General features: G+C 72.0%; 14 protein-coding genes. 4 read left to right on the top strand and 10 right to left on the bottom strand.

Annotated features, from left to right (window positions below):
* Positions 1-8: 8 nt before the first annotated feature.
* Positions 9-704, bottom strand: coding sequence for a uracil-DNA glycosylase (locus A6P39_RS30845; RefSeq protein ID WP_067042868.1), 696 nt, complete (start codon positions 702-704; stop codon positions 9-11).
* Positions 705-812: 108 nt separating this feature from the next.
* Between A6P39_RS30845 and A6P39_RS30840 the strand changes: the two genes are divergently transcribed.
* Positions 813-1628, top strand: a complete 816-nt coding sequence (locus tag A6P39_RS30840) for an RNA-binding S4 domain-containing protein (RefSeq protein WP_067042865.1) — start codon at positions 813-815, stop codon at positions 1626-1628.
* A gap of 114 nt (positions 1629-1742) precedes the next feature.
* On the opposite strand, the gene A6P39_RS30835 is transcribed toward A6P39_RS30840, so the two are convergent.
* The 3 genes from A6P39_RS30835 to A6P39_RS30825 form a co-directional block, all read right to left on the bottom strand.
* Complete coding sequence (locus A6P39_RS30835) at positions 1743-2192, bottom strand: DoxX family protein (protein ID WP_067042862.1); 450 nt, start codon at positions 2190-2192, stop codon at positions 1743-1745.
* Positions 2193-2309: 117 nt separating this feature from the next.
* Complete coding sequence (locus A6P39_RS30830) at positions 2310-2996, bottom strand: class I SAM-dependent methyltransferase (protein WP_067042859.1); 687 nt, start codon at positions 2994-2996, stop codon at positions 2310-2312.
* A 99-nt stretch (positions 2997-3095) separates the two neighbouring features.
* On the bottom strand, positions 3096-4007 hold the full coding sequence (locus A6P39_RS30825) for an acyltransferase domain-containing protein (RefSeq protein ID WP_067042856.1): 912 nt from the start codon (positions 4005-4007) through the stop codon (positions 3096-3098).
* Positions 4008-4134: 127 nt separating this feature from the next.
* Here A6P39_RS30825 and A6P39_RS30820 point away from each other — a divergent pair, with 127 nt between their 5' ends.
* Entirely contained in the window at positions 4135-4458 is a 324-nt protein-coding gene (locus A6P39_RS30820; protein WP_067042853.1) for a DUF6343 family protein, read from the top strand.
* Positions 4459-4546: 88 nt separating this feature from the next.
* Here A6P39_RS30820 and A6P39_RS30815 read toward each other — a convergent pair whose 3' ends face one another.
* The 4 genes from A6P39_RS30815 to rpsA all read right to left on the bottom strand — a co-directional run bounded on the left by A6P39_RS30815 (position 4547) and on the right by rpsA (position 8241).
* Complete coding sequence (locus tag A6P39_RS30815; RefSeq protein ID WP_067042850.1) at positions 4547-4927, bottom strand: tetratricopeptide repeat protein; 381 nt, start codon at positions 4925-4927, stop codon at positions 4547-4549.
* Between the two features lie 50 nt (positions 4928-4977).
* Positions 4978-5589 carry a dephospho-CoA kinase gene (gene coaE, locus A6P39_RS30810; protein ID WP_067042847.1) on the bottom strand — a complete coding sequence of 204 codons (612 nt, stop codon included), beginning with the start codon at positions 5587-5589 and terminating at the stop codon, positions 4978-4980.
* 45 nt (positions 5590-5634) lie between these two features.
* A complete protein-coding gene (locus tag A6P39_RS30805; RefSeq protein ID WP_067042844.1) occupies positions 5635-6573 on the bottom strand; it encodes a PAC2 family protein in 939 nt (312 codons plus the stop codon).
* Between the two features lie 177 nt (positions 6574-6750).
* Positions 6751-8241, bottom strand: a complete 1491-nt coding sequence (rpsA, locus tag A6P39_RS30800) for a 30S ribosomal protein S1 (protein ID WP_067042841.1) — start codon at positions 8239-8241, stop codon at positions 6751-6753.
* A 364-nt stretch (positions 8242-8605) separates the two neighbouring features.
* Between rpsA and A6P39_RS30795 the strand changes: the two genes are divergently transcribed.
* Both A6P39_RS30795 and hrpB read left to right on the top strand, forming a co-directional pair.
* Complete coding sequence (locus A6P39_RS30795) at positions 8606-9442, top strand: class I SAM-dependent methyltransferase (protein WP_199840749.1); 837 nt, start codon at positions 8606-8608, stop codon at positions 9440-9442.
* Between the two features lie 87 nt (positions 9443-9529).
* Positions 9530-12055 carry an ATP-dependent helicase HrpB gene (gene hrpB / locus A6P39_RS30790; protein ID WP_067042839.1) on the top strand — a complete coding sequence of 842 codons (2526 nt, stop codon included), beginning with the start codon at positions 9530-9532 and terminating at the stop codon, positions 12053-12055.
* Here hrpB and A6P39_RS30785 read toward each other — a convergent pair.
* Together A6P39_RS30785 and A6P39_RS30780 are read right to left on the bottom strand one after the other, a co-directional pair.
* Positions 12045-13037: a DUF3068 domain-containing protein gene (locus A6P39_RS30785; protein ID WP_067042836.1), complete on the bottom strand. Its 993-nt coding sequence runs from the start codon at positions 13035-13037 to the stop codon at positions 12045-12047. The two genes, hrpB and A6P39_RS30785, sit on opposite strands and share 11 nt — an antisense overlap.
* 28 nt (positions 13038-13065) lie before the next feature.
* Positions 13066-13200 (bottom strand): SPW_0924 family protein, encoded by a 135-nt coding sequence (locus A6P39_RS30780; RefSeq protein WP_107304287.1) that lies wholly within the window; start codon positions 13198-13200, stop codon positions 13066-13068.
* Positions 13201-13306 lie beyond the last annotated feature (106 nt).

Below are 13306 nucleotides of genomic sequence, written 5' to 3'. Positions count from 1 at the left end.
CACGCGCGCTACGGCAGCCCGGCCGCCGTCGCCGCAGTGCGCAGCACCTCGCGGAGCATCCCGGGGGTGAGCCGGCCGGTGAAGGTGTTGCGCTGGCTGACGTGGAAGCAGCCGAAGAGGTCCAGTCCGTCGAACGCGACCCGGGTGCCGTGGCCGAAGGCCGGGCGGGGCCGGGGCACGGTCCAGCCTGCCTCGGCGAACGCGGGCAGCGCGGCCTGCCAGCCGAAGGATCCGAGGACGACGGCGGCCCTCAGCGTCGGACGCAGCAGCTTCAGCTCCTGGACCAGCCAGGGACGGCAGGTGTCACGCTCACCGGGGGTCGGCCTGTTGGCGGGCGGGGCGCAGTGCACCGGCGCGCTGACGCGGACGCCGTACAGCTCCAGTCCGTCGTCGGCACTGACGGAAGTGGGCTGCGAGGCCAGCCCCACGTCGTACAGCGCCTGGTAGAGCACGTCTCCGGAGCGGTCGCCGGTGAACATACGGCCGGTGCGGTTGCCGCCGTGTGCCGCCGGGGCCAGCCCGATGATCAGCAGCCGGGCGTCGGCCGGACCGAAGCCGGGCACCGGGCGCCCCCAGTACGTCCAGTCGGCGAACGCGGCCCGCTTGGTCCGCGCCACCTCCTCGCGCCACTCGACCAACCGGGGGCAGGCCCGGCAGTCCGCGACGCGCCGGTCGAGCCGGGCGAGGGCGCTGCTGTCGTCCATACGCCCACCGTATGCCCCCTTCGCCGTGGACACGGTGGCGATGTCGGCCGGCTCGGTGCCCCGGAAAACGCGTCCGACTCGACCGGCCCCGGGAGTTAAGGTCGGAGCATGGCTTCCGAGGATGCGGACGACAACGTGAACCGTGGCCCCGGCGGGCCCCACGGAGCGAGCCCCGACCGGGACACCGACGGCTCCGGCACCTCTGCCGGCCAGTCGCCGCCCGATCCGAAGATCGCCGCCGCGGTGGCCGCCGCCGAGGCCGCGGGGCCCGCGACCGGCGAAACGGTCCGGATCGACAGCTGGATCTGGGCCGTGCGCCTGATCAAGACGCGTTCCCTTGGTGCCACCGCCTGCCGGGGCGGTCATGTGCACGTGAACGGTGAGCGGGTCAAGCCCGCCTACGCCCTGCACATCGGCGACGAGGTGCGCCTGCGGAACGAGGGCCGGGAACGGATCGTGGTCGTCAAGCGCCTGATCCGCAAGCGGGTCGGCGCGCCCGTGGCCGCCCAGTGCTACATCGACAACTCCCCTCCGCCCCCGCCCCGCGAGGCGGCTGCCCCCGCCGGTCTCCGCGACCGCGGCACCGGCCGCCCCACCAAGCGGGACCGCCGCGACATGGAACGCCTTCGCGGCCTCGCGGGTCCGGGCGTCCCGGGCGGCTTCGGTGCCTTCGGCGGCACCGCGGGCACCGGAGCCACCAGCGGCTTCGCCGGACTCGGCGGCCCCGGTGGATCCGGGGGCCGGAGTGGTTCCGGGGGCCGGAGTGGTCCCGGGGGCCGGAGTGGTTCCGGGCCGCACGAGCGCGGCGGGTCCGGTGGGCGCGGTGGATCCGGCGATTCCGGCGGTTCCGGTGGCTCCGGCCGTTCCGGCAGGCGCAGTGGATCCGGGTCCGACGGGACCGGTGGCCGTCCCCGAGGTCGGTGACTCCGAGGGCGAGATGCCCCCCACAGGCACGCACCCGACGGTCCCGGCCGGGCCCCCGCGCCCGGCCGGCGCCACAGCCACAGCCACAGCCACAGCCACAGCCACAGCCCAGGCTCACCCCCGCCGCACCAGCCGCAGCAACTCCCCGTTGGACCCGCGGCGCGCCCAGGCGATCGCGATGAGCGGCACCATCAGGATCAGCGGAGTCGCCGCGTTCTGACCGTCGAAGGCAGTGAGCTGGACGATGAACGCGCCCACCATGAGTGCGCTGAGCGCGATCGCCGCCACGGACTGGAGCAGCGGTATCAACAGGGCGATTGCTCCGGCGAGTTCGAGCGTGCCGATGGTGTACATGGCCCCGCTGCCCCAGCCGATCCTGTCGAAGGACTCGACGGCCGAAGGGTGCGCGATGAGCTTGGGCAGGGCACTCGCGATGCCGTAGAACAGGGCGAGCAGCACCTGCACCGAGCGCAGTGCGCCCCGGGCCCACCGCGTCCGGCCGGTGTGCGGACCGGCGGAGGCCGCGGACGTCGTGGAGCTGACGGGAGCGGTGGTCTGGGACATGAGGGTCTCCTGGGGGAAGCGGTGCGGTTTGCTTTCACCGAGGTAGACCGTGCATGACCCGGAAACTCATCGCTCTGCGGCGATCCGGCCCGACCGGGTGCCCGCTAAGCCCTGCCGTCAAATGCCCTTCGGCACCGCCCGCACCCATATCCGGTCCGGTGTCAGATACGTGTCCACCTCCAGTCCCGCTTCCGCCAGTGCCGCCTCGAACTGCTCCTTCGTCAGGGGCCGGGCCAGGAAGGTCTGGGTCCACAACGCGTCGGGGAATTCGTACTCGGCGCGGATCGCGTTCACGCCCTCTCCGACGGGCTCGACCGACGCGATCCGTACCGTGAATCCGCTCGGGTCGACCCGCTCCCTGGGCACGTTCGTGTGGTAGTCCTCGCCCTCCCGCTGGATGAGCACGCAGCCGCCCTCCGCCACATGCCGGGCACAAGCGCGCAGCAGGCCCCTGCGCACCTCCTCGTCACCGGCGTGCACCAGGAACGAGGCCAGCATCACCACGTCGAACTTCTCGCCGCCCAGGTCCAGTTCCTCGATCGGGCTGCATATCGTGCGCGCGCCGCGGACCCGGGCCAGCATCTCCGCTGACTCGTCCACCGCCGTGACCGTGAAGCCCCGTTCGAGCAGGGGGTGGGTCATCCTGCCCACTCCGCTGCCCAGCTCCAGGATGTGTGCCCCGGCCGGTACGGCCGCGGCGATGATGTCCGGCTCGTCGCCCACCGGCAGCCGCTCGTACACCTCGACCGCGCAGCCGTCCGGGGTGATCGCTCCGGGTCCCGTGCCCTCGTGTCCCTCACGCATATCCGCCGTCATGCCCGAACAACGGCCCGTGCCCGCACGGGCGTTCCCGTACCCCGCTGGTTCACCCGTTCGAGTTACGCCTGGCTGGTAGACCGGCGCTCACCGGACCTGGAACGGGAACCATCCGTGCCCGATGTACCAGTGACCGCCCGTCCTCAGGTGGTCCCCCACCGCACGCTCCACTGACGTGCGCCGTGGCAGCTCCGCCACCGGGAGATCGGGGTTGCCGAAGACGAACTGGACGGGCTCGGTGTCGGCCGGTTCGGTGTCCTCGCGGGCCGTGCGGAACCGGTCCTGGAAACGGATGATGTTGGAGTCGGCCGGCAGATACCGCCTCAGCTGAGGGTCGAGCAGCCAGGAGTGGCACAGCGCCGCCACCGGCCGTTCCTCGGGGAAGTACCGGGCGAAGAACTCCCGGGCCCACGTCAGGGAACGGTCGCAGGCGGACGGGGTCAACGGGCCGTGGAAGTCGGGGATGTGCAGGTTCAGGCAGGGTGTGCCGGGCACCGCGTCCACTCCGGCCGCCGCGAGCACCGGTGCCGAGCGCTGCCCCAGCCGCGCCCGCTCGAACTGCAGCCGGCCCAGCTGGAACAGCTCACCACGGAAGTGCCGGACGAGCCAGCGCCCCGTCCGCAGGCCGGTCGCGCCGTGCCGTCTGCGGTGCGCCGCCATGTGCCGGCCCAGGTCGGCCAGGGTGCGCCGGGAGATCTCGGGCGGGATGCCGCGTTCCCGGTACCGGTCGAGGGTGCGCGGGACCGCGGCGACGAAGACGTACACGGGGAAGGTGCGGCCCAGGTCGGCAGGCGCCGCGGCGAAGAGTTCGGCGAGGTCGGGCGGGTGGCCGGTCCCCTCCGGGCCGCGGAACAGTTCCTCGACGCACTCCTCGACGAGCCGCAGCAGGCCCGGATCGCCGGTGATCCTGCGCCGCTGTGCCACCAGGCCGTTGATGTCCTCGTGCGGCACGGCCAGGTCGAGGAGCAGCCCGGGCAGATCGTCGGCGTCCGGCAGCAACGGGTCCCCCTGAGTGAGATCGGACGAAGGACGGGCACACCACAGGCAGGAGAGGCGCAGGCGAGAGGCGGGCGCCGTTGGTGGACGGCGTCACCGAAGAGTACGTTGCTGGAAGGAGTGGTGTCCCATGCGTACGGGCAGTGAACCGTCGACCGCGCGCAGTGCTCTGCGGGCGCGCTTCTGGCTGAGCCTGTGGGGGCTGGTCTGGGCGATCTTCGGCACGGCCGCGTTCGCGCTCGCCGGGCGTCCCGGCTGGGCGGCGGCCTGCGGGGTGCTGTGGCTGGTGGTCACCGTCGACATGACCATGATCCTCAGACACATGCGGCAGGGCCCGCACTACCAGCCGGGCCGTGACGTACCGCCGTACCCGCCGCCGGAGGACGGGCCGCCGTACCGGCCCCCGGCGGCCCGACCGCCGTACCCCCACCGGCCGGGACACCGGCATCCGTGAGCGGCCTGCGCCCGCCGGGACGACGGCATCCGTGAGCGCGTCACGCACGGCACCGGGGCGGCCGACGCACCCGGGCCCCGGCGACCGCTCAGTCGTCGAAGCGCGCCGCCTTCAGGTAGTGCGGGTTGGGATCGAGCGCGGCCGCCAGCCGGAAATGGCGTTTGGCCTGGTCGGAGCGGCCTTGACGTTCGTAGGTGCGGGCCAGTGCGAAGTGCGCGAACGCGTTGTCCGGCTCACGCTCCAGCACGATGGTGAACTCCAGCTCGGCGGGCCGCAGTTGCGCCGCGGCGAAGAAGGCACGCGCGCGCAGAAGTCGGGCTGCGGTGTTCTCCGGGTGTGCGGCGATGACTCCGTCGAGCAGTTTCACCGCGCCCCGCGGGTCCCGTGAGTTGAGCAGATGCTCGGCTGCACGGAAGTCGATGACATGCGTCTCCGGCGTACGTCCGGTGGAACCGCTGGTCTCGGGCACGGCAGAGTCCTTCCCTCACTCGGGCAGTTCAACGCCCGGCCGGGGGGCCGCTATTCCGCGGACGCCTCGCGTGCCCGGCGTACGAGGTCGTCCCAGACCTCGGTGACGCGCTTGTGCAGCGCGTCCAGGGGTATGTCGTTGTCGATCAGGATGTCCGCGATCTCGCGGCGCTGTTCGCGCGTGGCCTGCGCGGCCATGCGCGCGCGTGCGTCCTGCTCGGTCATCCCGCGCAGCCGTGTCAGCCGGTCGAGCTGGGTCTTCGGGCTCGCGTCCACGACGATCACGAGGTCGTACAGCGGCGCCAGGCCGTTCTCGGCGAGGAGGGGTACGTCGTGGATCACGACGGCGTCCTTTGCCGCGGCCTCCTCCAGTTCGCGGGAGCGGGCGCCCACCAGGGGATGCACGATCGAGTTCAGTACGGCGAGCTTTTCGGGGTCGGCGAAGACGACCGAGCCGAGCCGGGGCCGGTCCAGGCTGCCGTCGGCGGCCAGCACGCCCTCGCCGAAGGCCTCCACCACGGCCGCGAGGCCGGGGGTGCCCGGGGCCACGACCTCGCGCGCGATGCGGTCCGCGTCGATCAGCACGGCCCCGTGCTCCACGAGCAGCCGCGACACCTCGCTCTTGCCGGCGCCGATGCCACCGGTCAGGCCCACTTTCAGCATGACCGGAAGCTTAGGCCCTGCCACTGACAGCGCGACCGGCCGAGGTCAATTCTCGCCCTCGCGCTCCGCCAAGAACCGCTCGAACTCCAGCCCGATCTCGTCGGCGGAGGGAATCTCCACCGGCTCGGCGAGCATGTTGCCCCGGCTCTCGGCGCCCGCCGCGGCGTCGTACTGGTGCTCAAGGCCCTGGACGAGCGCGGTGAGTTCCTCGTCGCCCTCCTGGATCTGGCGGTCGATCTCCGTCTGCGTGCGGTGGGCGTCCGTGCGCAGCGAGTGCGCCACGCCCGGCAGGACGAGCCCGGTGGCGGCCGTGATGGCCTCCAGGACGGTCAGAGCGGCGTCCGGGTACGTGGAGCGGGCGATGTAGTGCGGGACGTGCGCGGCGACGCCCAGGACGTCGTGCCCGGCCTCGCCGAGGCGGTACTCCACCAGTGACTCGGCGCTGCCGGGGACCTGGGCCTCCTCGAAGGGGCTGCGGTGGCCGGGGACGAGATCGGTGCGGTTGCCGTGCGGGGTGAGGCCGACCGGGCGGGTGTGCGGGACGCCCATGGGGATGCCGTGGAAGTTCACGGACAGGCGCACGCCGAGCCGCTCCACGATCTGTCGTACGGCCGCCGCGAACCGCTCCCACTCCACGTCCGGCTCGGGTCCGGACAGCAGCAGGAAGGGGGCGCCCGTGGTGTCCTGGACGAGGCGCACCTCGATCGCCGGGATCTCGTAGTCGGTCCAGCGGTCCCGCTTGAAGGTCAGCAGGGGCCGGCGGGCCCGGTAGTCCACGAGCCGGTCGTGGTCGAAACGGGCGACGAGCTGGTGGGGCAGTGAGTCGAGCAGCCGGTCGACGATCTGGTCGCCGGTCTCGCCCGCGTCGATGTATCCGTCGAAGTGGTAGAGCATGACAAGTCCGGCCGACTCCTGGGCGAGCGCCATGTCGACGACGGCCAGGCCCTTCGGCTCCCATGCGTACAAACCCTGCGGATCAAGCACTGTGACCGCTCCTCCTCGTGTTCCTCATGGACAACGCCCCCTGGAACACGGGCATTCCCGCGACACGCCGCTGATCAGGGATCTCAGGGGAGAGCTGGTCCCTGCACACGTCTGAGGGGCCGTACCCGAAAGGTACGGCCCCTCAGCCTGCTATCGGCTAAGCCTCAGCGGCGGCGATCAGCTCTGGCCACCGGCCAGCTTCTCGCGCAGCGCGGCCAGCGCCTCGTCCGAGGCCAGCGCGCCGGAGGTGTCGGCGCCCTCGGAGGAGTACGAGCCACCGGTCGCGGCCGGAGCCGCAGCCTCGCCGCCCTCGGCCGCGGCAGCGGCGTCGGCCTCGCGGGACTTGATGACCTGCTGCTGGTGCTGCTCGAAGCGCTGCTGCGCCTCGGCGTACTGGCGCTCCCACTCCTCGCGCTGCTTCTCGTAGCCCTCGAGCCAGTCGTTGGTCTCGGGGTCGAAGCCCTCGGGGTAGATGTAGTTGCCCTGGTCGTCGTAGGACGCGGCCATGCCGTACAGGGTCGGGTCGAACTCGACCGAGGCCGGGTCGGCACCGAAGGACTCGTTGGCCTGCTTCAGCGAGAGGCTGATGCGACGACGCTCGAGGTCGATGTCGATGACCTTGACGAAGATCTCGTCGTTGACCTGGACGACCTGCTCCGGGATCTCCACGTGGCGCTCGGCCAGCTCGGAGATGTGGACCAGACCCTCGATGCCCTCGTCCACGCGGACGAACGCACCGAACGGAACCAGCTTCGTGACCTTACCGGGCACGACCTGGCCGATCTGGTGGGTGCGGGCGAACTGCTGCCACGGGTCTTCCTGGGTCGCCTTCAGCGACAGGGAGACGCGCTCGCGGTCCATGTCGACGTCGAGGACCTCGACGGTGACCTCCTGGCCGACCTCGACGACCTCGGAGGGGTGGTCGATGTGCTTCCAGGACAGCTCGGAGACGTGGACCAGACCGTCGACGCCACCCAGGTCCACGAAGGCACCGAAGTTGACGATCGAGGAGACCACACCGGAGCGGACCTGACCCTTCTGGAGGGTCGTGAGGAACGTCTGGCGGACCTCGGACTGGGTCTGCTCGAGCCAGGCACGGCGGGACAGGACCACGTTGTTGCGGTTCTTGTCCAGCTCGATGATCTTGGCCTCGAGCTCCTTGCCGACGTACGGCTGGAGGTCACGGACGCGGCGCATCTCCACCAGGGAGGCCGGGAGGAAGCCACGGAGGCCGATGTCGAGGATGAGACCACCCTTGACGACCTCGATGACGGTACCGGTGACGATGCCGTCCTCTTCCTTGATCTTCTCGATGGTGCCCCAGGCACGCTCGTACTGGGCGCGCTTCTTCGAGAGGATCAGGCGGCCTTCCTTGTCCTCCTTCTGGAGGACCAGGGCCTCGATCTCGTCGCCGACGGCGACGACCTCGTTCGGGTCGACGTCGTGCTTGATCGACAGTTCGCGGCTCGGGATGACACCTTCGGTCTTGTAACCGATGTCGAGCAGGACCTCGTCCCGGTCGACCTTCACGATGACGCCGTCGACGATGTCGCCGTCGTTGAAGTACTTGATCGTCTCGTCGATCGCTGCGAGGAAGGCTTCCTCGTTACCGATGTCGTTGACCGCTACCTGCGGGGTGGTGGCGGTGGTCTCGGTGCTGCTCGTCATGTGGGAAAGGGCTCCGGTACGGACATTGAAGTCGTAGGTACTGCTTACGCCGGGAGCCCGTTTCGCTCTGATGAAGCCGGACAGCCAAGGAAGCGCCACACAAAACCGCTGGTGGCGCCTCGACAACCGAGGGGACATACAACAGATGCGAGCGCAGCCTGCTACGTCTGAGGTGCGCAGGCCCGCAGCGCAACTTGTAGCATACGGGGGCAGCCGGAAAGGGTCAATGCGCGAACGCGCACACCGGGGGCGGTTCACCGCATTCCCGGCAGAAGAAACGTCCCGCAAGGCGACGCACGCCTGGAGGTCCCCTTCCGTGTCGGACCCCTGGCGGGTTGGACGGAAGAGTACGACGAGGGAGCCGATCATCCAAGAGCCGGAACCGTACGACCCCGGCAACGCCGTGGATTCCACCTCGGAAGCCACGCGGCGTGACGCCGGTGTCGCGGAGAGCGCACGGGCCAACCGGGGCTGGTGGGACCGCAACGCGGACGAGTACCAGATCGAGCACGGCAGGTTCCTCGGCGACGACCGCTTCGTGTGGGGCCCGGAGGGGCTGGACGAGGTGGAGGCCGAGCTGCTCGGTCCGCCGGAGGAACTCAAGGGCAGGGCGGTCCTGGAGATCGGTGCGGGTGCGGGCCAGTGTTCGCGCTGGCTGGCCGCCCGGGGGGCATGGCCGGTCGCGCTGGACCTCTCACACCGCCAGCTCCAGCACGCCGTGCGGATCGGCGGATCGTTTCCCCTCGTCTGCGCGGACGCCGGGGCGCTGCCCTTCGCGGACGGCTCCTTCGATCTCGCGTGCTCCGCGTACGGGGCGCTGCCGTTCGTCGCCGACCCGCGGCTGGTGCTGCGCGAGGTACGCCGGGTGCTGCGGCCCGGCGGCCGGTTCGTCTTCTCGGTGACGCATCCCATCCGCTGGGCGTTCCCGGACGAGCCGGGCCCCGAGGGCCTGTCGGTGTCCGCTTCGTACTTCGACCGCACGCCCTATGTGGAGCAGGACGAGGAGGGCCGCGCGGTCTACGTGGAGCACCACAGGACGCTCGGCGACCGTGTCCGGGACGTCGCGGCCTCCGGTTTCCGGCTGGTGGACCTGGTGGAGCCGGAGTGGCCGGCCTGGAACACCTCGGAGTGGGGCGGCTGGTCCCCGCTGCGCGGAAACCTGATCCCGGGCACGGCCATCTTCGTGTGCGAGCGGGACTGACCTGCCTGCCGCCTACGCGCGCGTAGGCGGCATTGCGTCGGCGCCCGCGCGCGTGGGGTGCGTCTTCCGTCGTACGACACTGGGGACGTGATCCGTTACGCCGCCCTGGACGCGCTGCCCGTGCGCTCCGCCCTGCCTGCCCTGACCGACGCCCTGGAGGGTGACGGCACGGCCGTCCTGGTGGCGCCGCCCGGCACCGGCAAGACGACTCTGGTGCCGTTGGTGCTGGCCGGGCTGGTCGGCGACGGTGCGGCGCGGCGGGTCGTGGTGGCCGAACCGCGGCGGATCGCCGCACGGGCGGCGGCCCGCCGGATGGCGTGGCTGCTGGGCGAGAAGCCCGGCGAGAGCGTGGGTTTCACCGTGCGCGGCGAACGGTCCGTGGGACGGCGCACGCGCGTGGAGGTCGTCACGACCGGTGTGCTGCTGCAGCGGCTGCAACGGGACCAGGAGCTGCCGGGCGTCGATGTCGTGGTGCTCGACGAGTGCCATGAGCGGCATCTGGACGCCGACACTGCGGCCGCCTTCCTGTGGGACGTGCGCCAGACGCTGCGGCCGGAGCTGCGGCTCGTGGCCGCGTCGGCGACGACGGACGCGCAGGGCTGGGCGCGGCTGCTCGGCGGGGCGCCGGTGGTCGAGGCGGCGGGTGTCGCCCATCCGGTGGAGGCGGTGTGGGCGCCCCCGGCGCGCCCGGTACGGCCGCCGCACGGGATGCGGGTCGATCCGGCGCTGCTGGCGCATGTGGCGTCGGTGGTGCGGCGGGCCCTGGCCGAGCGTGCGGGCGACGTGCTGTGCTTCCTGCCCGGCGTCGGCGAGATCGCGCGCGTGGCCGGGCAGCTCGGGGATCTGGGCGACGTCGAGGTGCTCCAGGTGCACGGTCGCGCGCCGGCCGCCGTGCAGGACGCGGTGCTGGCGGGCGGGGAGCGGCGCCGTGTGGTGCTGGCCACGTCCGTCGCCGAGTCTTCGCTGACCGTGCCCGGGGTGCGGGTGGTGGTCGACTCCGGGCTGGCGCGGGAACCGCGGGTGGACCACGCGCGCGGGCTGAGCGGGCTCACCACCGTACGGGCGTCGCGGGCGGCCGGGCGGCAGCGGGCGGGTCGCGCGGGGCGTGAGGCGCCGGGTGCGGTGTACCGGTGCTGGACGGAGGCCGAGGACGGACGTCTGCCCGCCTTTCCGGCGCCGGAGATAAGACTGGCCGATCTGACCGCCTTCGCCCTTCAGGCGGCCTGCTGGGGCGATCCGGACGCCTCCGGGCTGGCGTTGCTGGATCCGCCGCCGGGCGGGGCGATGGCGGCGGCGCGCTCCGCGCTGACGGCCGTGGGGGCGGTGGACCGCGCCGGTAGGGCCACAAAGGCCGGTGTGCGGTTGGCCCGGCTGGGTGTGCACCCTCGGCTGGGGCGGGCGCTGCTGGACACGGCCGGGCAGGGGGCGGACGTGGTCGCGCTGCTCTCCGAAGAGGTTCCCCGGGACTACGGGGATGATCTCGGCGGTGCTTTGCGGCGTGCCCGGCGTGGGGGTGACGCCTACGCGGCGCGATGGGCCGCGGAAGTACGGCGCCTGCGGGCCGTCTCCACGGAGTCTTCCCACCGGCCCGCCCATGACTGCCGGCCAGAAGGTGCCCCTGAGGCCGAGCAGGGCACCGGTGACGACCGGCTCGCCGGGGCCGTCGCGGCGCTCGCCTTCCCCGAGCGGGTCGCCAGGCTCGACGGCGGGTCGTATCTCATGGCCTCCGGGACCCGGGCCGAGCTGGCCGAGGGGTCCGCTCTGCGGGGTGCTCCCTGGATCGTCGTCGCCGTTGCCGACCGGCCCGCCGGCAAGGGGCACGCGCGCGTGCGGCTCGGGGCCGCCGTGACGCAGGACGTGGCACTCGCCGCTGCCGGGTCCCTGCTGAGCGAGCAGGACGAGGTGCACTGGGCCGACGGGGACGTCGTCGCCCGGCGGGTCGAGCGGCTGGGGGCCGTCGAGCTGGTCGTACGGCCGTTGCGGGACGTCGGTCCCGGGCTCGTACGCGGCGCTCTTCTGGAAGGGCTGCGCCGGGAGGGGTTCGGGCTGCTGCGCTGGTCGCCGGAGGCGAAGGCGCTGCGGCAGCGGCTGGCCTTCGTGCGGGCGCATCTCGGGGAGCCGTGGCCGGACGTGTCCGACGACGCGCTGCACGCGCGCGTGGACGAGTGGCTGGAGCCGGAGCTGGGCCGGGCCCGCCGGCGGGCCGATCTCGCGCGGATCGACGCCGGGCAGGCGCTCACCCGGCTGCTGCCGTGGGCGAGCGGGGAGGCCGGCCGGCTGGACGAGCTGGCGCCGCAGCGGATCGTCGTACCCAGCGGGTCCAGTATTCGAATCGACTACGACGATCCGGAGCGGCCGGTGCTCGCCGTCAAGCTGCAGGAGATGTTCGGGCTGGAGGAGACGCCGGCCGTGGCGGGGGTGCCGCTGCTGGTGCATCTGCTCTCCCCCGCCGGACGGCCCGCCGCCGTCACGGCCGACCTCGCCTCCTTCTGGAAGGACGGCTACAAGGGCGTACGGGCGGAGCTGCGCGGGCGGTATCCGAAGCATCCGTGGCCCGAGGACCCGGTGGCCGCCGAGCCCACCCGGCACACCAACGCGCGGCTCAGGCGGTGACCGGTTCCGGTTCCGCCGGCTGGGCGGGGGCCGGGTCCTGGGGATGGCGGGAGCGGGCCTCCAGGCCGAGGGAGAGGGCCAGGAGCAGCAGGCCGAGGATCAGCGAGCCCCAGGGGACGTACGAGGTGAGCATCAGGACCAGGGTGCGGTTGTGCTTGACCAGGGCGACGGTGTGCTCGATGTAGTCCTCGCGCATCTTCACGTCCCCGGCGAACGCCGTGACCCGGGCGCGGCCGCCGAGCAGGGTGCCGCCGCGCAGTTCCTCCTGGTGGAGTTCCTCGCCGTAGACGGGCGCGCCGGTGACCGGTTCGACCCAGAATTTACGGACCGTGCTGTACCAGCGGGTCGTGCCCGTCCTCGCGACCGACTCCGGGGTGATGCCCTGGACGGGCATGGTCTTCGGCATGGGGACCCTGGTCCAGGGGACGGTCTGCTCGAAGTAGTAGACCTTCAGGCCGCGGAAGGTCTGGGTGCCCTTGTAGTGGATGGGGCTGGTGGTGCGGGTCTGGGCGTCGAAGTACTCGTAGTCGCGCTTCTGCGTCAGGAAGGGCCACTTGAACTCGATGCCCTGGCGGGTGACCGGGTCGCCGTCGACCATCTCGCCGGTGGCGTGCACGGGGTCCTGGGTGTGGGCGTCGAAGATGTAGCGCTCGGGGACCTTGGAGACCATCTTGCCGTCGGGGCCCTGGACGTAGGACAGGCTGTCCCAGACGACGACCGGCCGCCCCGCCGTCTTCTCGATCTTCTCCGCGGCCGCCACGTCGCCCTTGAGGGTCTGCACGATGGTGACCCTGGGGACCTTCTTGGCCTGCATGGTGCCGTAGTCGAGGAGGGTGGCGTCCCTGGCCTCCAGGACCATGTCCTGGTACTGGTTCGCGGGGATCCTGGCCAGGCGCGGGAAGGCGTACCAGCGCATCAGCGGGGACAGCGCCGCGCAGAAGACGGCGCAGGCGAGCAGGACCAGGCTTGCCTTGCGGCGCATTCGAGGCCTCCCTCCCGGACGGGCGCGGCTACGGGTGCACGGGCACCGTCGTCAGCAGCGGCTTGGGGGACGTGCGGCCCGACGGCGAGCCCACCGCGCTGATCGTGAGGACCAGGGCGAACGCGAGGGCGAGACCGGTCGCGGCGGCGATCAGGGCGCGCATCGGGGCCTCCCGGCGGACGGCACGGTTCCTGACGGTCGTTGCCCCGCCAGTTCCTGATGGATCGTCAGGTTCGGCACCGTAGCAACGGGCGGGCGAGATGAGAACA

It is taken from the genome of Streptomyces sp. FXJ1.172, from assembly GCF_001636945.3.
Lineage (GTDB): Bacteria > Actinomycetota > Actinomycetes > Streptomycetales > Streptomycetaceae > Streptomyces.
The sequence above is the reverse complement of the archived record's forward strand: the minus strand, read 5'-3'. Positions and strand labels throughout refer to the sequence as shown.

Coding starts and splice junctions, on each gene's coding strand:
- rpsA (WP_067042841.1), bottom strand. CDS start 8,241: ATGACGAGCAGCACCGAGACCACCGCCACCACCCCGCAGGTAGCGGTC.
- coaE (WP_067042847.1), bottom strand. CDS start 5,589: ATGCTGAAAGTGGGCCTGACCGGTGGCATCGGCGCCGGCAAGAGCGAG.
- A6P39_RS30840 (WP_067042865.1), top strand. CDS start 813: ATGGCTTCCGAGGATGCGGACGACAACGTGAACCGTGGCCCCGGCGGG.
- A6P39_RS30830 (WP_067042859.1), bottom strand. CDS start 2,996: ATGCGTGAGGGACACGAGGGCACGGGACCCGGAGCGATCACCCCGGAC.
- A6P39_RS30820 (WP_067042853.1), top strand. CDS start 4,135: ATGCGTACGGGCAGTGAACCGTCGACCGCGCGCAGTGCTCTGCGGGCG.
- A6P39_RS30845 (WP_067042868.1), bottom strand. CDS start 704: ATGGACGACAGCAGCGCCCTCGCCCGGCTCGACCGGCGCGTCGCGGAC.
- A6P39_RS30835 (WP_067042862.1), bottom strand. CDS start 2,192: ATGTCCCAGACCACCGCTCCCGTCAGCTCCACGACGTCCGCGGCCTCC.
- A6P39_RS30780 (WP_107304287.1), bottom strand. CDS start 13,200: ATGCGCGCCCTGATCGCCGCCGCGACCGGTCTCGCCCTCGCGTTCGCC.
- A6P39_RS30785 (WP_067042836.1), bottom strand. CDS start 13,037: ATGCGCCGCAAGGCAAGCCTGGTCCTGCTCGCCTGCGCCGTCTTCTGC.